This window comes from Streptomyces sp. ISL-100, from assembly GCF_018614615.1.
In the GTDB taxonomy this organism is placed as follows: Bacteria; Actinomycetota; Actinomycetes; order Streptomycetales; family Streptomycetaceae; genus Streptomyces.
This window is the reverse complement of the sequence record NZ_JAGGOK010000065.1, coordinates 120,458-137,431: the sequence shown is the minus strand read 5'-3', so window position 1 is coordinate 137,431 and position 16,974 is coordinate 120,458. Positions and strand designations below refer to the sequence as shown.

At 70.2% G+C, this 16,974-nt stretch carries 15 protein-coding genes and 1 pseudogene; 9 read left to right on the top strand and 7 right to left on the bottom strand.

The window, feature by feature from the left end:
- Positions 1-61: 61 nt before the first annotated feature.
- A pseudogene (locus J7E89_RS27995) lies at positions 62-2,490 on the bottom strand (penicillin acylase family protein); the annotation flags it as partial.
- Positions 2,491-2,680: 190 nt separating this feature from the next.
- Here J7E89_RS27995 and J7E89_RS27990 point away from each other — a divergent pair.
- Positions 2,681-3,292, top strand: coding sequence for a hypothetical protein (locus J7E89_RS27990; RefSeq protein ID WP_214977224.1), 612 nt, complete (start codon positions 2,681-2,683; stop codon positions 3,290-3,292).
- Positions 3,293-3,365: 73 nt separating this feature from the next.
- Positions 3,366-4,091 (top strand): 3-keto-5-aminohexanoate cleavage protein, encoded by a 726-nt coding sequence (locus J7E89_RS27985; protein ID WP_214977223.1) that lies wholly within the window; start codon positions 3,366-3,368, stop codon positions 4,089-4,091.
- A gap of 48 nt (positions 4,092-4,139) precedes the next feature.
- Here J7E89_RS27985 and soxR read toward each other — a convergent pair whose 3' ends face one another.
- Complete coding sequence (gene soxR, locus J7E89_RS27980; protein WP_214977222.1) at positions 4,140-4,631, bottom strand: redox-sensitive transcriptional activator SoxR; 492 nt, start codon at positions 4,629-4,631, stop codon at positions 4,140-4,142.
- Positions 4,632-4,845: 214 nt separating this feature from the next.
- Here soxR and J7E89_RS27975 point away from each other — a divergent pair, with 214 nt between their 5' ends.
- Positions 4,846-5,307: a MaoC family dehydratase gene (locus tag J7E89_RS27975; protein ID WP_214977221.1), complete on the top strand. Its 462-nt coding sequence runs from the start codon at positions 4,846-4,848 to the stop codon at positions 5,305-5,307.
- A 33-nt stretch (positions 5,308-5,340) separates the two neighbouring features.
- Here the strand turns inward: J7E89_RS27975 and J7E89_RS27970 are convergent, their stop codons facing one another.
- From J7E89_RS27970 to J7E89_RS27955, 4 genes are all read right to left on the bottom strand, one after another.
- Positions 5,341-5,985 (bottom strand): TetR/AcrR family transcriptional regulator, encoded by a 645-nt coding sequence (locus tag J7E89_RS27970; protein WP_214977220.1) that lies wholly within the window; start codon positions 5,983-5,985, stop codon positions 5,341-5,343.
- A gap of 57 nt (positions 5,986-6,042) precedes the next feature.
- The gene (locus J7E89_RS27965) at positions 6,043-6,330 is read right to left on the bottom strand and encodes a YiaA/YiaB family inner membrane protein (protein ID WP_214977219.1); all 288 of its coding nucleotides are present in this window, start codon (positions 6,328-6,330) and stop codon (positions 6,043-6,045) included.
- 74 nt (positions 6,331-6,404) lie between these two features.
- Positions 6,405-7,367, bottom strand: coding sequence for a D-2-hydroxyacid dehydrogenase family protein (locus tag J7E89_RS27960; RefSeq protein ID WP_214977236.1), 963 nt, complete (start codon positions 7,365-7,367; stop codon positions 6,405-6,407).
- Positions 7,368-7,411: 44 nt separating this feature from the next.
- Entirely contained in the window at positions 7,412-8,563 is a 1,152-nt protein-coding gene (locus tag J7E89_RS27955) for an acyl-CoA dehydrogenase family protein (protein WP_214977218.1), read from the bottom strand.
- A gap of 82 nt (positions 8,564-8,645) precedes the next feature.
- Between J7E89_RS27955 and J7E89_RS27950 the strand changes: the two genes are divergently transcribed.
- The 6 genes from J7E89_RS27950 (at position 8,646) to helR (ending at position 15,470) form a co-directional block, all read left to right on the top strand.
- Positions 8,646-9,311, top strand: coding sequence for a TetR/AcrR family transcriptional regulator (locus tag J7E89_RS27950; protein ID WP_214977217.1), 666 nt, complete (start codon positions 8,646-8,648; stop codon positions 9,309-9,311).
- Positions 9,312-9,326: 15 nt separating this feature from the next.
- On the top strand, positions 9,327-10,073 hold the full coding sequence (locus J7E89_RS27945) for a helix-turn-helix transcriptional regulator (protein WP_214977216.1): 747 nt from the start codon (positions 9,327-9,329) through the stop codon (positions 10,071-10,073).
- A gap of 57 nt (positions 10,074-10,130) precedes the next feature.
- Positions 10,131-10,901, top strand: coding sequence for a hypothetical protein (locus tag J7E89_RS27940; RefSeq protein WP_214977215.1), 771 nt, complete (start codon positions 10,131-10,133; stop codon positions 10,899-10,901).
- Positions 10,898-11,689 carry an isocitrate lyase/phosphoenolpyruvate mutase family protein gene (locus J7E89_RS27935; RefSeq protein WP_214977214.1) on the top strand — a complete coding sequence of 264 codons (792 nt, stop codon included), beginning with the start codon at positions 10,898-10,900 and terminating at the stop codon, positions 11,687-11,689. The genes J7E89_RS27940 and J7E89_RS27935 overlap by 4 nt, the downstream gene beginning before the upstream one ends.
- Before the next feature lie 217 nt (positions 11,690-11,906).
- On the top strand, positions 11,907-13,142 hold the full coding sequence (locus J7E89_RS27930) for a glycosyltransferase (RefSeq protein ID WP_214977213.1): 1,236 nt from the start codon (positions 11,907-11,909) through the stop codon (positions 13,140-13,142).
- A 162-nt stretch (positions 13,143-13,304) separates the two neighbouring features.
- Positions 13,305-15,470, top strand: a complete 2,166-nt coding sequence (gene helR, locus J7E89_RS27925) for an RNA polymerase recycling motor ATPase HelR (RefSeq protein ID WP_214977212.1) — start codon at positions 13,305-13,307, stop codon at positions 15,468-15,470.
- A gap of 119 nt (positions 15,471-15,589) precedes the next feature.
- Here the strand turns inward: helR and J7E89_RS27920 are convergent, their stop codons facing one another.
- Positions 15,590-16,933: an MFS transporter gene (locus tag J7E89_RS27920; protein WP_214977211.1), complete on the bottom strand. Its 1,344-nt coding sequence runs from the start codon at positions 16,931-16,933 to the stop codon at positions 15,590-15,592.
- Positions 16,934-16,974 lie beyond the last annotated feature (41 nt).

Sequence of the window (16,974 nt, the reverse complement as noted above, 5' to 3'; positions counted from 1 at the left end):
CCCGGGCCAAGGATGGCCTTCACCCCCGCCCTGAAGGGCGGAGCACTGGCCAAGATCAGAGGTAGAACTCGTCACCGAGGCCCGGCCTGAACTCCGCCTCGACGAGCAGCGGCCACCAGGCGTCCATGATCCGCACCGCCTCGGGGTGGGTGTACGTACGCGATCCCTGGGCCGTCTCCTTGCGCTGGGCGCCGCCGGCGCGCCAGGACTCCAGCTGCTGGACGCCCCTGGCCACATCCGGGTCGGCAACCGGCTTCGAACGCAGCACCTTCAGCAGCTCCGGCAGTACGTCCTCACCGCGCAGGTCGGTCACCGCCGCCTCGGCCATGGCGCGCGTGAGCGAGGCACGCGTCACGCCGCCCTCGGCGACCAGCTTCTTCACCCGGCCGTCGAGGAGGTCGCCCCGGTGTACGGAGCCGGTGCCGAAGCCCGCGGCGGTGAAGTCCTTGGCCTGTTTGTTGTTCCAGGAGATGTAGTAGTCCTGGCCGGTGGACTGCGGGTGCTCAGCGGGCGGGGTGTAGGCAGCGGTGTTGAACCGCGGGTCGAAGTCCTGCCATTCGTACGCCTTCTCCGCCTTGACCGGCAGCGAGGCGTCGACACCTTCGGCGCGCACCGGGTTCATACCGCTGTTGTAGTACGCGGCGGTGCGCGAGTCGGCGTAGAACCAGTTGAAGGCGTAGTCGATGCTCTGCGCCGCCTGCTGGAAGGACGCGGCGTCCTTCACGTACGACGGGTCGTTGAACATCTGGAAGCCGATGATCGAGTCGGCTTCGTGCCGGTAGGTGGAGCGCAGCGAGGTGTACGCGACGGGCTTGCCGCTGATCGTGGCGCGGTGGGTGACCGTGCCGTACTTCGTGCGCCAGACCTGCATCCGGTACGAGCCGGCCGCCGTGGAGTCGGCCAGGGTCGGCTTCCAGGCGTTGCGCTTCTCCAGCTTCTCCATGGGGGTGCAGGTGCCCCGGAAGAGGTAGTGGGCGGAGGATTTGGACGGTGCGCCGCCGCCCGGCTCGCACAGATCCACCGCATACGTGTCGGTGATGTCCTGTCCCGCGGAGGTGGCCGACCAGGCGTAGTCCTGGCCACGGCCGAGCTGGACGTACATGCCGACGCCCGCGAAGGAGGCGCCGCGGGCGCTGATGCCGGGGCCCTGGAGCTCCTGGAGCATGAGCAGCTGCGGGGCGAAGTAGCCGGTCTGAGGGCCGAAGACGGCGACGGGGTTTCCGCTCGCGGTGTGCTTGCCGGAGACCAGCAGGGCGTTGGACATGCCGCGCTTCTTCGAGAAGTCCGCGCCGGGGAGCACGCCGTCGTCGTACATGCCCTGGAGCGGCTTGAGCCTCTTCGGGGCGTCGACCGGGTCCTTCCGCCCGGCCTGCCCGGTCTTCGCCGCACCCTCGCGGTCGTACACGAGCTGCTCGGGTGTCACGGAGCCGCGGTCGGGCATGGCCACCCCGCGGGGGTTCTTCGGCTTGCCGGCGTACGGGAAGCTGGTGCCGTCGTGGACGGTGAGGACGGCCTCGGGGTCGTTGCGCTGGCGGAAGGACTCCCAGGCCTGGGTGCCCTCGGCGACGCCGTACTTCTGCTGCGCGGCGAGCAGCGAGATCGCGGACTGGACCTCGCCGCCTCCGCCGCCGCCGAAGAGGCCGCCGACGACGGAGGCGAGCGCGATCAGGTCGGTGACCTTGAAGGGCTTGATCTCTCCGATGTTGGTAATGGCGTCGACCTTGCCGGTGAGCACGTACTCGCCGGGGAAGTAGCGGCCCCTTTTGGCTTTCTCGCGGTAGGAGTTGATGCCGTCGACGTACGCCTGGGCGTCCGCCATGGCCTGCTCGCCGCGCGCGCCCTTCGTGGTCCGTATGCGGTCGATCTGGGCCTGGAGGTCTTCCTCGGTGTACGGGGCCTGCGGCCAGAACTGCTGCTCCAGGCCCTGGTTGGCGAGGGCGCCGCCCGCGAACGAGGTCAGTTCGCCGCGGCCGATGTGGCGGAAGAGGTCCATGAGCCAGAGCCGGTCCTGACCCGCCGCGTAACCGGCGCCGAATTCGGTGCCGTAGCGGGTGGTGCCCTTGATGTGCGGGACGCCGGTCGCCTTGTCGCGGGTGATCGTCACATCGTCGCGGGGGCGGATCACGGAGCGGATCTGGTCGTCGGGGACGCCGAAGGAGGCGTCGTTGAAGAAGGTGGTGAGTTTGTCGTCGGTGAGGCCCTGGTGACCCGCCACCAGGGCGTCGTACTTCGCTATCTGGTCGGAGCTGTGCGCGGGGTGGGTGCCGAGGAGGCGGTGGGCGAGAATCTCGGCCAGAGTTGCGTTGCCGTTCTGACGGGCGGCAGGATGTCGTCGCACTGGCTCTTGCAGTGATCGGTGACAGGCGCGGGGCTCTGGGCGGTGTCGGCCGTCGCCTGCGGCAGGGGGGACAGCAGGCCTGCGGCGAGTGCGATTACCGCTGCTGCCAGGGCTGTTCTGTGCTGTGCGGGACTGGGACGTCGTCGTCGCATGCGTGCTCCTTGGAAGGGAGGCCGGTGCGACGGACGTTACTGGCGGTACGCGTCCGCCCGAAAGTGAGCATGCGTCACCTTTTCGAAATCGCCACTGATGACGTCCATTCGATTTTCGATGGAGCCGATTGGGGCACCCGTACGTCCACTCTGTGACGCCGAAGTACCAGCGACGGAGGTGGCAAGTGCGATGGCCGGTTTCCGAAGTCTTGCGAGACAGGTGCGCGACCCGCGGTGTGACCTGGCACTGCGGCGGTATTCACTGCGCAAATGCCTGGAACGGTTTGCCCCTTATGGGCACCGGGCGACCTGGGATCATCTGTGCTCACGGCACATGATCGAACCAGAGGACAGGGCGCCCGATCCGGCGCGGCTGGTGGCCGCGCTCGACGAATTGGAAGAGGCGCGGGCCGTCTGGCTCGCGTACGAAGTGGAGTTCGCCAAGCGCCGCAAGCGCGAGAAGCACGACGGGCTGCGGCGCCCCGGCTCCTTCGACGACTGGCACCGCCGCACCTGGGGAGGGTGCGGAGTGGCCTGGTGCGACGATCCCGCTGTCCATCCGGTGGCGCCGCTCGGCAGCGTACTGCGCCGGCTGATAACCGCCCTGGAATCCGAGCCCGGGGCGAACTGCCCGGTGTGCGCGGAGAGCAGGATCGTCTGGAAGCAGGAGTTGGCGCATGAGCCGTGGTTCGGCCCGGTCTGTACGGGCTGCGGCATTCTGGTGCCGCAGCCGGTTCTGACACCCGAGGCACTGGCGAAGTCCAAGAAGGCACGGCGCAGGGAGCTGGCGTCAGTGGCGTGAGCGCGCGGGGGCGCGGCGCTCTTTCCGCTGCCGTGCCTCCGCGTTGTCAGTGGTGGCTGGCACCATCGACTGCATGATTCGGCTTCAGGTACAGGTTCAGGTCTGTCTGAACGGCCCGCGCGGTGCCGGTGACAGTGCTGCCGTGCCGTTGTCGCCCGGTGCGATGGCCGAGGCCGCTTCCGCCGCTGTCGCCGCCGGAGCCTGTGATGTGCATGTGCACCCCAAGTCGCCTTGCGGGGAGGACACGTTGTCGCCGCGCGCGGTGGCGGCGGCGCTCACGGCGATACGGGCCGCGCTCCCGGCTCGCGTGCCGGTCGGAGTGACCACGGGCGCTTGGGCGGAGCCCGATCCCCGGCGCCGGGTGGAGTACGTGCGCTCGTGGACGGTGCTGCCCGATCACGCGTCCGTGAACTGGCACGAGCCGGGCGCGGAAGAGCTCGCGGCTGCCCTGATGGAGCGGGGCGTCGGCGTGGAGGCGAGTGTCTGGTCGGGCACCGACGGCGTACGCCGCTTCCTCGGCTCGCCGCTCGCGCCCCGGGTCCTGCGCGTGCTCGCCGAGGTGACGGACACCGACCCCGCCACGGCGGAGGGGTCGGCCCGCATACTCCTGGCCGAGCTGGGCGATGCGCGGGGCAGGCCCGTACTCCTGCATGGCGAGGACGGTGGCGCCTGGCCGGTGCTGCGGCTGGCCCGCCGGCTCGGCCTGGCGACCAGAGCCGGCCTGGAGGACACCCTGCTGCTTCCCGACGGCCGGCCGGCGACCTCGAACGCCGAACTGGTGCGCGCGGCCCTGCTGTAGTGGCCTGCCCGGTACGGGACGGCCAGGCTGGTACAGGACGCTGACGGCTCAGGCGCTCCGCTGCTTCTTGCGCTCCTGCGGGCTCCGGCCTTCCGGAAGCAGCCGGGAGCCGGTCATGCGCTCGCCGAAGACGTCGTCCGGGTTGGACAGCACGCAGGTCTCCAGCGACAGGCAGCCGCAGCCGATGCAGTCGGTGAGGTGGTCACGGAGGCGGCCGAGCTGTTTGATGCGCTCGTCCAGCTCCGAGCGCCACGCCTCGGAAAGCCGCGCCCAGTCCTCGTGGTTGGGCGTACGCTCCTCGGGCAGTTCTGCCAGCGCGTTCCTGATCGTGGCGAGCGGGATGCCGACGCGCTGCGCCGCGCGGACGAAGGCGACGCGGCGCAGCGCGTCACGGCTGTAGCGTCGCTGGTTGCCCGTGGTCCTGCGGCTGCTGATGAGGCCCTTGGACTCGTAGAAGTGAAGGGCGGACACGGCGGCGCCGCTGCGGGCGGACAACTGGCCGACCGTGAGTTCGTGGATCTTCTCTGGTATCTGCGGCACCCCTCGAACCCTACTGGGCCCCCGTCGCCGGCTTCCGTCGCAGCTTCCGTCGCAGCTTCCGTCGCAGCTTCCGTCGCAGCTTCCGTGGACAGCTTCCGTTGACAGCTTCCGTGGACAGCTTCCGTTGACAGAACACAGCAGCCGAACCATGCTGAGCAAGCGCTTAGACATGAACTTTAAGGAATGCAGCCGCACGAGAGGCAGGGGCCGGGACATGGCAGAGCCGAGGATCTTCACTTCCGCCGAGGAGCTGCGCGCCGGGGTCGGCGAGCAGTTGGGGCACAGCGAGTGGCTGGACATCGACCAGAAGCGGATCGACCTGTTCGCCGAGGCGACGGGTGACCACCAGTGGATCCATGTGGACCCGGAGAAGGCCGCGGCGGGCCCCTTCAAGACGACCATCGCGCACGGATATCTGACGCTGTCGCTGCTGCCGGTACTCGTTCCGCAGATCATCCGGGTCGAGGGCATGAAGATGGGCATCAACTACGGCGCCAACAAGGTGCGCTTCCCGTCCCCCGTGCCGGTCGGCTCGCGGCTGCGGGCGACGGCAGTGCTCAAGGAGGTCACGGAAGCGGGCGGCGGCGTGCAGGTGACGGCCGTCGTCACGGTGGAGCGCGAGGGCGGCGACAAGCCGGCGTGCGTGGGGGAGTCCGTGTCCCGCTACTACTTCTGAGCCGCGCGCGACTACTCCGCGACCACTGCGCGACTACTTCTGGGCGGTGACCATCCTCAGCACGAGGTCGGCGTACAGCTCGCCGACCTCGTCGGGTGTCCTGCGGCCCTGGGCGTTGAACCAGCGCGCCACGTCGATGCACAGCGACAGCACGGCGAGGGTGGTGCCGGGGACGTCCGGGACGTCGAACTCCCCCGCCTTCACACCGTCGTTCAGGATGTGGCGTACGGCGGCGTCGGTGCGCCTGCGCAGCTCCACGATCTCGGTGCGGTGCTCGTCGCTGAGCGCGTCGAGTTCGTACTGGACGACGCGCGCCGTGGTGTGCCGTTCCGCGTGCCAGCGGACGAAGGAGCGTACGGCAAGGTCGAGCCGCTCGGCGGCCGTGCCCGGCCCTTCCGCCGCGGCCAGCAGAATCTGCAGGGCCCTGTCGTGCCCGACGCGGCTGATCCGGTGGAGCAGCTCTTCCTTCGTCTTGTAGTGGATGTAGAGCGCAGCCGGGCTCATCCCGGCGCGGCCCGCGATATCGCGGGTCGTGGTCGCGTGGTAGCCCCGCTCGGCGAACGCCTCGACGGCGGCGACCAGCAGCTTCCTGGCCGCCTCGGGGGTGACCTCGCTCCACGGCTTGTCTGTGTCGTCGTGGTTGTCGCGTGGCTCGGCCATCTCGTCCGCCGCACTCATGGCTCGCCCCTTCCGTCCAACAGGAACGAACACCATACCCCGAAGGTGAGCAAGCGCTTAGAGCTTCTGGAACGGGTCGTGCTCGGCGAGCAGCTTCTCCAGGCGGGCCTGGTCGACGCGGCTCACGATCTGCCCGGCCTCCTGCCGGTCCCTGATCACCTTGGCGAGGGTGAACGCGGAGGTCACCAGGTACAGGACGCCGATGCCGAGGAAGGCGCGCACCCAGGCGTCGGCGTCCAGGTAGAGGATGCCGAGGGTGACCGCCCCCAGGGCTGTGACGAAGGCGGCGACCGCCTGCCCGTAGTACGCCGTCGTGTTCTGTTGCTTTACCGGTGTGTCGCTCATGACCGACAGCATGGGCGAATGCGACGCGGCTCACATCCGCTCACGTACCTACCTCACGTACTCAGATTCAGATGTCAGGCGCTCAGGAGCCGGATCGGATTTCCCTCCAGGAACACGGCGACGTCCTCCACCGCCTGCTCGTAGTAGGCGCGGAAATTGCGCTGGGTCACATAGCCGAGGTGCGGTGTGGCGAGCAGGTTCGGCAGCGAGCGGAACTCGTGCCCGTCGGGGAGCGGCTCCGTTTCGAACACGTCCACACCGGCGCCGGCGATCCACCCGTCACGCAGCGCCCGCGCGAGCGCCGCCTGGTCCACGATGGCGGCGCGTGAGGTGTTGATCAGGTACGCCGAGGGCCGCATCCGCTTCAACTCGTCCTGGCCGAGCAGCCCCCGGGTCCGGTCGCCGAGTACCAGATGGACCGAGACGAAGTCGCTGCTCTCGAGCAGCTCCTCCTTGCTGAGCGCGAGCCGGACGCCGGCGGCGTCCGCCCGCTCGGCGGTCAGGTTCTGGCTCCAGGCCATCACGTCCATGCCGAAGACCTGGCCGATCCGTGCGACCTTGCTGCCGGTCTTGCCGAGGCCGAGCAGGCCGAGGCGGCGGCCGTACAGGTCGGTGCCGACGGTGCTCTGCCAGGGCCCGTGCTCGCGCAGGGCGCTGCTTTCCCGTACCACCTGCCGGGCCAGCCCGAGGATGAGCGCCCAGGTGAGCTCGACGGGCGGCTCGGAGTTGCTCGCCGTCCCGCACACCGTGACTCCGTGCCGCGCGGCGGCGCCGAGATCGATGGACGCGTTGCGCATTCCCGAGGTGATCAGAAGCCTGAGGCGGGGCAACCGGGCGAACAACTGGTCGCTGAACGGCGTGCGTTCCCTCATCACGACGGCGATCTCGCAGCCGCCGATCGCTTCGACCAGTTCGTCCTCGCCGGTGAAGTGCTGTCGGTACGACGTCACTTCCACGGCGTCGGCCACCGGGGCCCAGTCGGCGCTGGAGAGCGCGACGTCCTGATAATCGTCGAGTACGGCACAGCGCACCTTCACAGTCATCCCTCCGGTGTCCCTCCGACATCTCTCCGGTCACGCGCTCAGAACGCGGAGACCCCTGTCAGTGCCCGGCCTATGACGAGCTTCTGGATCTGGCTGGTGCCTTCGTACAGTGTCATCACGCGGGCGTCGCGCAGCAGCTTGCCGGCCGGGTACTCGTCGATGTAGCCGTAGCCGCCGAAGACCTGGAGTGCGTTGTTCGCGGCGCGTACGGCGGCCTCGGAGGCGAAGAGCTTCGCTTTCGAAGCCTCGGTGACGAACGGCTGACCGCGGTCGATGAGATCGGCGACGCGCCAGGTCAGCAGGCGGGCGGCGTCCACGTCGACCGCGATGTCGGTGATGAGTTCCTGTACGAGCTGGTGGTGGGCGATGGTCTTGCCGAACTGTTCGCGCTCGGTCGCGTACTTCACGGCCGCGTCCAGGGCGGCCTGGGCGATGCCCACACAGCCCGCCGCGACCGACATGCGGCCCTTGGCGAGAGCCGACATGGCGACCGAGAAGCCCTTGCCTTCCGGCGCCATCATCGCGGAAGCGGGGACCCGTACGTCCTCCAGGAACAGCTCAGCGGTGGCCTGGCCGCGCAGGCCGAGCTTGCCGTGGATCTCGCGGCGGGTGAGGCCGGGGGTATCGGTGGGCACCAGAAAGGCCGAGACGCCCTTGCGACCGGGGGCGTCGGTCGAGCGGGCGAAGAGCAGCACCACGTCGGCCCAGGTGCCGTTGGTGATGAACATCTTGGAGCCGTTGATGACGTACTCGTCGCCGTCGCGCACGGCGCGGGTGGTGAGGTTGCCCGCGTCGGAGCCCGTGCCGGGCTCGGTGAGGCCGAAGCACCCGACCAGCTCGCCCGACGTGAGGCCGGGCAGCCACTGATGCTTCTGCTCCTCGGTGCCCCAGTGCGCGATGGTCTTGGCGACGAGGCCGAGCGATACGGACACGATGCCGCGCACCGAGGAGTCGCCGCGGCCGAGTTCCTCGGTGACGAGGCAGTACGCGAGGTGGTCGCCGCCGGAGCCGCCGTACTCCTCGGGGATCGTCAGGCCGAGGAACCCGAGCGCGCCGAGCTTCTTCACGATGGCTCGATCGACGCTCTCGGCGCGGTCCCACTCGACGATGTGCGGGCTGATCTCGCGGTCGGTGAAGTCCTTGGCGAGCTGCCGCACCGCGGTCTGCTCCTCGCTGAGCTCGAGATTCATCCCGGCACCCCACTTCTCGTCAACTCGATCAGCATTTAATTAGCACTGCTAGTTTCTTGATGCACGGCCTACTATGTGCCGCATGGCCCGACCGCGCAAGCCCCTCCTCAGCCGTGACCGCATCGTCGGGGCGGCGAGTGCGCTCGTGGACGCGGAAGGTCTCGACGCGGTGTCGACGCGGAGGCTCGCGGCGGAGCTCGGGGTCAGCGGGCCGTCCCTCTACAACCACTTCCACAACAAGGACGAGATCCTCGACGCGGTCGCCGACGGGGTGAGCGCGAAGGTCGACCTGACGATGTTCGACCCGGCGGACGGCCGCGACTGGCAGACCGCGCTGCACGATTACGCCGTCTCCTACCGCGCGGCGCTCACGGAGCACCCCAACATCGTTCCGGTACTGGCCCGCGGGCCGGGGCGCAGGCCGGCCGGCCTGCGGGTCGCCGACGCGGTGTTCGGTGCGATGGTCAGGGCGGGGTGGCCGCCGGCCCAGGCGACGTACATCGGCGCGCTGATGCGGTACTTCATCACTGGCTCGGCGCTCGGCTCGTTCGCGAGCGGCTTCGTCGACGACGAGACGGCGTACGATCCGGCGGACTATCCGCACCTCGGCCAGGCCCATCTGCTCGCGGAGCGGCGGCAGAAGGTCGACGAGGGCGCGTTCGAGACGGGGCTGCGGGCGCTGATCGACGGCTTGGCGCTCCAGTACGAGCAGTGGGGGGCGGTTCGGCGCACGCCGAACAATCCCTGACGCATCCTGGGACGCATGGCGCAAGACGACTCCCACCACTCCACTCGCCCCTCCCCCCACCGCTCCTCCCCCGCGCGCCGCCTCGCGGCGCTCGCCGCACTCCTCGCCGACGAGACCCGGGCGTCGTTCTGCCTGGCCCTGCTCGACGGGCGGGCCTGGACGGCCGGCGAACTGGCGCGCCACGCGGGGGTGGCCGCTTCGACCGCGAGCGAGCACCTCGGCAAGCTTGTCGCCGGGGGGCTGCTGGCGGAGGAGCGGCAGGGCAGGCACCGGTACGTCCGGCTGGCCGACACGGGCACGGCACACATGGTCGAGGACCTCGCCGCGCAGGTGGCGACCGCGGCGCCTCCGGGGCCTCCCCGTTCGCTGCGGGCGGCAAGTGCGAGCAGTGCGATGGCGCGTGGCCGCACGTGTTACGACCACCTGGCCGGGCGGATCGGCATCGTGATCGCGGACGCGATGACGGCACGTGGCCTGCTGCGGCAGGACACCGGCTTCGCGCTCACGGAGGAGGGGCTGGGCTGGTTCGGCGCGCTCGGCATCGGCCTGGAACGCACGGGCCGGCGGCCACTCGTACGCTCCTGCCTCGACTGGACCGAGCGCCGCCCGCACCTTGCGGGGGTGGCGGGGGCGGCGCTGTGCCGTCATGCGCTGGATGCGGGATGGTGCGTACGGATCGGCTCGGAGCGGGCGGTGAAGATCACCGAGCCCGGGGAACGGGCACTGCGCGAGGCGCTGGGGATCGAGCGCGGGACGCTGTAACCGGGACCCCGCACTCTTCGGCGGTGGCCGAACCGTCGCGGCGGTACGTTCAGGGCCATGACAACGCCCACTCCGGACGCCCGTGCCGTGCTCCGCGACCCCCGGTTCCTCGTACCGGAAGCGCCCGCCGGCGGCGCACCCGAAACCATGCGATGGCTGCGCGGCGCCGTGGCCCGCTTCAGCAACGGCGAGGTGCACGCACGGCGCCGGGCCCTGGCCGAGGGCGAGTTAGGACGCCTCGACCCCCACCGACTGCGGGAATCGGCCAGGATTCTGACCCGTCACGCCGCATCACCCGACGCGGCGCCCTACATCCCGGTAGCCGTCCTCGGCACCGCGCTCGGCGCCCATGCGGACGTCGTCCCCGCGACCCGCGCGGTCGCGGCGGCCTACCGGCCGGGGGCGGCGCCGGAGGTGATGGCGCGCGCGGACGAGGGCGTACGCACTCTGGTCGGCCTGCTGCCGGACGACGAGCCGGAGCGCGTCGCGAACCGGATCGGGCTGCTCGTACAGACCTGCGACGCCACGGCCGCGCTGATCGTCAGCGCCCTCGAAGCCGGGGCACGGCAGCAAACCACCCTCCCCACCGATGAGTTGGTCGCCGAAACCCTCCGCCTTGCCCCACCCGTGCGCGGCACGCAACGCGTCGCCGCCGCCGGGGCGGCGCTGCACGGCCGGTCCGTGCCCGAGGGCACCGACGTACCTCTGGACCTGGCGTCCGCCGACGCCCCCTTCGGCCACGGCATCCGCCCGTGCCCCGGATCCCGGCACGCCCTGGCGCTGGCCTGCGGCGTACTCGACGTACTACTGGAGGAGACGAACTCATGAGCCGTTACGACGAATTCCGCGCCCTGCACCACCGCCCCGGCACCCCGCTCGTCCTCCCCAACGCCTGGGACCACGCCTCCGCCGCCGCCCTCGCCGAGGCCGGTTTCGCCGCCATCGGGACGACCAGCCTCGGCGTCGCGTCGGCCGCCGGCAAACCGGACGCGACCGGCACGGCACGCGAGGAGACGCTCCACCTCGGACGCGGGCTCACGCGGCTGCCGGTCCCGGTCACCGTGGACATCGAGGGCGGATTCAGCGCTGACCCGGCCGAGGTCGCCGCGCTGGCTGCTGATCTCGTACGGGCGGGGGTGGCCGGGGTGAACATCGAGGACGGCCGCACGGACGGCACGCTCGCGCCACTGGCGCACCAGCGGGAGGTGATCCGTGCGGTGAAGGAAGCGGCGCCGACTCTGTTCGTCAACGCGCGCGCGGATACGCACTGGCTGCCGGGCCACGCGGACGAGACGGCGCACCGGCTCTCCGCCTACCAGGAGGCGGGCGCGGACGGCCTGTTCGTACCGGGGCTGCAGGACGAGTCCGTCATCGCCGCCCTGACGGCCGAGTACGAGGCGCCGCTCAACATCCTGTACGCACCGGGCCGGTTGACGGTCGCGCGGCTGGCGGAGCTGGGGGTGGCCAGGGTCAGCACGGGCTCGCTGCTATTCCGGGCGGCAGTGCGGCATGCGGCGGATCTGGCGCGGGCGGTGTCGGGGGGCGGCACGGTGGATGTGGCGGGCGTGCCGGCGTACGCGGTGGCGGACGGGTGGGCGGACCTGTACGGGAAGTAGGCCCCGGCTCCGTCCGGCGAAGCCGACAGTACCGCCGCATGCGGCGGTACGGCGCTTCGCGAGGAGGTTGTCCGTCCAGCGGACGAAAGAGGGAAGGAGGTGTACCCACTCCTTTCCACTCTTAACTTATAGCGCAGTGGGGGGCTTGCGGCAAGGCCCCGGTCGTGCCGCAGAATCACCGGCCTAAGCCAGAATCTGCGGAAGTGAGAGTCACTGAATGCGAGTGCTGTTGTCGACGTACGGGTCGCGCGGGGACGTCGAACCGCTGGTGGGGCTCGCGGTGCGGTTGCAGGCGCTCGGTGCCGAGGTGCGGGTGTGCGCGCCGCCGGACAAGGAGTTCGCGGAGCTGCTGGCAGGTGCCGGCGTGGAGCTGGTGCCGTTCGGCCAGTCGGTGCGCGCGCTGGTGACCGGGGTGACGCCGCCGTCGGCGGCGGACGTGCCCCGGATCGCGGCCAAGCTGGTCGCCGAGCGGTTCGACACGCTCGCCGCGGCGGCCGAGGGATGTGATGTGCTGGTGGCGACCGGCCTGATTCCGGCCGGCGTGCGGTCGGTGGCCGAGAAGCTGGGCATCCGCTACGTGTACGCGTGCTTCCATCCGTTCGAACTGCCGTCGCCGAACTACCCGCCGCAGCAGCGGCCGGGAGTGCCGTTCCCACCGGAAGAGACCGACAACCGGGTGCTGTGGGACTTGGACGCCGAGAAGGTGAACGCGCTGTACGCCGCGCCGCTCAACACCCACCGGGCAGCGATCGGCCTGCCACCGGTGGACAACGTCCGCGACCACACCTTCACCGACCAGCCGTGGCTCGCGGCGGACCCGACCCTGGGCCCGTGGCAGGACTCGACGGACCTCGACGTCGTGCAGACCGGCGCGTGGATCCTGCCGGACGAACGCCCGCTCCCGTCCGAGTTGGAGGCGTTCCTGAACGCCGGCACACCACCGGTGTACGTGGGCTTCGGCAGCATGCCCATGCGCGCCTCGAAGGACGTCGCCCAGGTGGCTGTCGAGGCGGTCCGCGCGCAGGGCCACCGCGCAGTCGTCTCCCGCGGCTGGGCGGACCTGGCCCTGGACGACGACCAGGACGACTGCTTCGTCCTCGACGAGGTCAATCAGCAGGCACTGTTCGGCCGGGTCGCCGCCGTCGTGCACCACGGCGGTGCGGGCACCACGACGACGGCTGCCCGGGCCGGCGCGCCTCAGGTGGTCGTACCCCAGATGGTGGACCAGCCGTACTGGGCGGGCCGGGTGGCCGAGTTGGGCATCGGCGCCGCACACGACGGTCCGACTCCGACCTTCGAGTCCCTGTCGGCCGCGCTCAGCACGGCCCTGACCCCCGAGACCGCCGCACGAGCGAGGGCCGTGGCCGGCACGATCCGGACCGACGGGACAACGGTGGCCGCGAAGTTGCTGCTCGACGCGACCGGCGGAGAAATGCCGCAAGTGTCCGCGTGAACCACGCGGAATCGTCGAGCCAGGACCAGAGCACGAGAACCCGCGAACCATGGCGACCTGAACCGACAACGGCGTCATGGTCACCAGGTTCGTCACGCCGGTCCAGACGCCTTGCCGCGCGCAATCAATGGTTGCGAGCGGCCTCACATCGGAGCTTATGACTTGAACCCCCTTACTACCAGCGCCTTTGACCTTCCCGACCGCCTCTCCCCCAAGGCCGACCCGACGCTGATCGCCGGCGACGAGCAGCACTTCGCGGCCATCGCGGAGTGCCTTGAGCAGTCGATCGCCGAACTGACCGACCAACTCGATGCCGAGCGCAAGCGGCCCGGAGGCATCGGCCGGCAGGCGATGGACCGGGACATGGAGATCCACCGGCTGACCGCTCGCCTGCGCGCACTGCGTCGCTTCGGTCTGGACCTGTGCCTGGGACACATGGTCAGCGCGGACAACCCAGAGCCCGTGTACGTCGGACGACTTGGCCTTACGGACAGCGCGGGCCGATGGCTGCTGCTCGACTGGCGCTCCCCCGCGGCCGAGCCGTTCTTCGGAGCCACCCACGCCAACCCGATGGGTCTGGCAAGCCGCCGCAGGTACCGCTGGACCCGCGGCCGGATCAGCGACTACTGGGACGAGGTGTTCACCTCGGACGGGTTTGCCGGGCACGCCGCGCTCGACGACCAGTCCGCCTTCATCGCCAGCCTGGGCAGCAACCGCTCGCCCCGGATGCGAGACGTGCTCGGCACCATCCAGGCCGATCAGGACGCCATCATCCGCGCGGGATCGCGCGGCGCTCTCGTCGTCGACGGCGGTCCGGGTACGGGAAAGACCGTCGTCGCCCTGCACCGCTCCGCCTACCTCCTCTACTCCGACCCTCGCCTCGGTCACCGCCGTGGCGGCGTGCTGTTCGTCGGTCCGAGCCGGCCCTACCTCGGCTACGTCGCCGACGTACTCCCCAGCCTCGGAGAGGAGGGCGTGCAGACCTGCACCCTGCGGGACCTCGTCGCCGAGGGAGCCGCGGCAGCGATCGAGGCCGACCCGGACGTGGCCCTCCTGAAGTCGTCCGCGAATCTGGTGAAGGCGATCGAGACGGCCGTCAGGTTCTACGAGGAGCCGCCCACCAGGGGGATGACGGTCACTACCCACTGGTCCGACATCTGGCTGAGCGCCGACGACTGGGCCGTGGCGTTCGAAGCAGCACCCGGTATTCCGCACAACGAGGCGCGCGACCAGATCTGGGAGGAGCTGCTCACGATCCTGGTGGACAAGCACGACGGCGACGTCTCGCCCGACCTGCTCCGCAAGTCGCTGGGGCAGGACAGGGAGCTGCTCACAGCCTTCGACCGCGCGTGGCCGCTGCTCGAAGCGGCCGACCTCGTCGCAGACCTGTGGTCGGTACCCGCCTACCTGCGCAAGTGTGCTCCCTGGCTCAGCCGCGATGACGTCTCGAAGCTGCAGCGCGGGGACCCCCAGGCCTGGACGGTGTCCGACCTGCCGCTCCTGGACGCGGCACGGCAGCGGCTCGGTGACCCGGAGGCGGCCCGGCGGAGGCGCCGGCACGAGGCCGTGCTCGCCGCCCAGCGCGAGCGCATGGCGCAAGTCGTCGACAACCTGGTCGAGGCCGCAGCCGACTCCGGCGCCGACGGTGACGACGGCGAGGGCCTGGTGACGATGCTGCGCGGCGAGGACGCCCGGGTCAGCCTGGTCGACGAGTCCGAACTGCACACCGCCGACCAGGATTTGCTCGCCGGCCCGTTCGCGCACATCGTCGTGGACGAGGCTCAGGAACTGACCGACGCCGAGTGGCAGATGTTGCTGCTCCGGTGCCCGTCCCGGAGCTTCACCATCGTCGGGGATCGTGCCCAGGCCAGGCACGGCTTCACGGAGTCGTGGCAGGAACGGCTCGAGCGGGTCGGGCTCGACCGGATCAACCTGGCCTCCCTGAGCATCAACTACCGGACGCCGGAAGAAATCATGGCGGAAGCCGAGCCGGTCATCCGGGCCGTGCTCCCGGACGCCAACGTACCGAACTCCATCCGCAGCAGCGGCGTCCCCGTCGTGCACGGAGCTGCTGCGGATCTGAGCTCGGTCCTCGACAACTGGCTCGCCGCACATGCCGAAGGGATCGCCTGCGTCATCGGCGATCCAACATTCCGGGCGACGTCCCGCGTCCGGTCGCTGACCCCGGAGCTGTCGAAGGGGCTGGAGTTCGACCTGGTCGTCCTCATCGACCCGGAGGCGTTCGGCAAGGGCATCGAAGGAGCGGTCGACCGCTATGTCGCGATGACCCGGGCGACCCAGAAACTCGTCATCCTCACGAGCTCCTGACGCCGGCCGGGCGAACGCCCGCTCCCGGGCCGGCAGAGGGCTGTCCCGCGGTCTGTGGCACTGGCTACTGGTGACCGGTGGGACAGCCCTTGCGGCCGGGGCAGGCGCAAACGCCCGCCCTAGTCGGCCGCGGCGGCAGCGGCGGCAGCCCGGTTCGACAGGATCTTGATGGAGATCAGGGCGATCACCGCGAGTCCGATGATGTACGCCGACACCGCCATCGACGTACCGGTCGCCTCAAGAAGCAGCACCATCATGAACGGCGCCAGCCCGCCCCCGAACACCGCCGCGATCTGGTACCCGAGCGACGCCCCCGTGTACCGCATCTCCGCCGTGAACAGCTCGGCGAACAGCGCCGCCTGCGGCCCGTACATGATGCTGAGGAAGCAGCTCGTCACGAACGTCCCGACCGCCAGCCACAGCAGCGACTTCGTGTCGATGAGCAGGAACATCGGCACCGCCCACACCAGAAGCCCCACCGCACCCAGGGCGTAGATGCGCAGCCGGCCGATGCGGTCGGACAGGGCCGCCGACGCGGGAATCATCACCAACTGCGTGAGGCTGACGCACAGCGAGACGGCGAGGACCGCGCTGCGTTCCATCTCCAGTTCGCGGGTCGCGTAGTCCAGGACCCCGGTGATGATGATGTAGAACGTCGCGGTGTTGACCGCGAAGGACCCACCGGCCAGGAAGACCGTGCCGAGGTGCTTCGTCAGGATCGTACGGAGCGGCGAGCGCGCCGCCCCCTTCTCCTGCTCGGCCAGCGCGCGCTCCGCCTCGCGGAACGCCGGAGTCTCTTCGACCCGCGTGTGGATGTACCAGGCGAGTACGAGCACCAGGACGCCGACGAAGAACGGCACTCGCCAGCCCCACGACGCGAACGCGCTCTCGCTGGTCGTGGCGCCCGCGATGAGGAAGACCGTGTTCGCGGTGACGACGCCGATGGGAACGCCGAGCTGCACCAGGCTGCCGTACAGCCCGCGCTTGCCCTCGGGGGCGTACTCGGTCGCCATCAGCATCGCGCCGCCCCACTGGGCGCCGACGGCGATGCCCTGGAAGACGCGGAGCAGGACGAGAAGGATGGGAGCGGCGATGCCGATGGTCTCGTACGTCGGCAGGAGACCGATGCCGGTGGTGGCCAGGCCCATCAGCGTCAGGGCCAGGACCAGCATCGGCTTGCGGCCGTGCTTGTCGCCGAAGTGGCCGGCGATGACGCCGCCGACCGGGCGGGCGAGGAAGCCGACGGCGAAGGCGGCGAAGGCGGCGAGTACGCCGGCGGACGAGCTGCCGGAGGGGAAGTACAGGTCGCCGAGGACGAGAGCCGCGGCGATACCGAAGACGAAGTAGTCGTACCACTCGACGGCGGAGGCGAGGGCGGCGGCGGTCGCCACCTTGCGCCGGTTGCGGTCGGTGGCCGAAGCGTCTGCCGTGGTGTCCGTGAGCGGGGAAGGTGCCGTGTCCATGCGGTGCACACTCCGGTGGGTGCGGGGACGAAAGGTGGGGA

What these genes read in the sequence shown, in the direction of transcription:
- J7E89_RS27990 (WP_214977224.1), top strand. Translation starts at nt 2,681, where the DNA reads ATGGCCGGTTTCCGAAGTCTTGCGAGACAGGTGCGCGACCCGCGGTGT.
- J7E89_RS27985 (WP_214977223.1), top strand. Translation starts at nt 3,366, where the DNA reads ATGATTCGGCTTCAGGTACAGGTTCAGGTCTGTCTGAACGGCCCGCGC.
- J7E89_RS27975 (WP_214977221.1), top strand. Translation starts at nt 4,846, where the DNA reads ATGGCAGAGCCGAGGATCTTCACTTCCGCCGAGGAGCTGCGCGCCGGG.
- J7E89_RS27970 (WP_214977220.1), bottom strand. Translation starts at nt 5,985, where the DNA reads ATGAGTGCGGCGGACGAGATGGCCGAGCCACGCGACAACCACGACGAC.
- J7E89_RS27965 (WP_214977219.1), bottom strand. Translation starts at nt 6,330, where the DNA reads ATGAGCGACACACCGGTAAAGCAACAGAACACGACGGCGTACTACGGG.
- J7E89_RS27955 (WP_214977218.1), bottom strand. Translation starts at nt 8,563, where the DNA reads ATGAATCTCGAGCTCAGCGAGGAGCAGACCGCGGTGCGGCAGCTCGCC.
- J7E89_RS27950 (WP_214977217.1), top strand. Translation starts at nt 8,646, where the DNA reads ATGGCCCGACCGCGCAAGCCCCTCCTCAGCCGTGACCGCATCGTCGGG.
- J7E89_RS27945 (WP_214977216.1), top strand. Translation starts at nt 9,327, where the DNA reads ATGGCGCAAGACGACTCCCACCACTCCACTCGCCCCTCCCCCCACCGC.
- J7E89_RS27940 (WP_214977215.1), top strand. Translation starts at nt 10,131, where the DNA reads ATGACAACGCCCACTCCGGACGCCCGTGCCGTGCTCCGCGACCCCCGG.
- J7E89_RS27935 (WP_214977214.1), top strand. Translation starts at nt 10,898, where the DNA reads ATGAGCCGTTACGACGAATTCCGCGCCCTGCACCACCGCCCCGGCACC.
- J7E89_RS27930 (WP_214977213.1), top strand. Translation starts at nt 11,907, where the DNA reads ATGCGAGTGCTGTTGTCGACGTACGGGTCGCGCGGGGACGTCGAACCG.
- J7E89_RS27920 (WP_214977211.1), bottom strand. Translation starts at nt 16,933, where the DNA reads ATGGACACGGCACCTTCCCCGCTCACGGACACCACGGCAGACGCTTCG.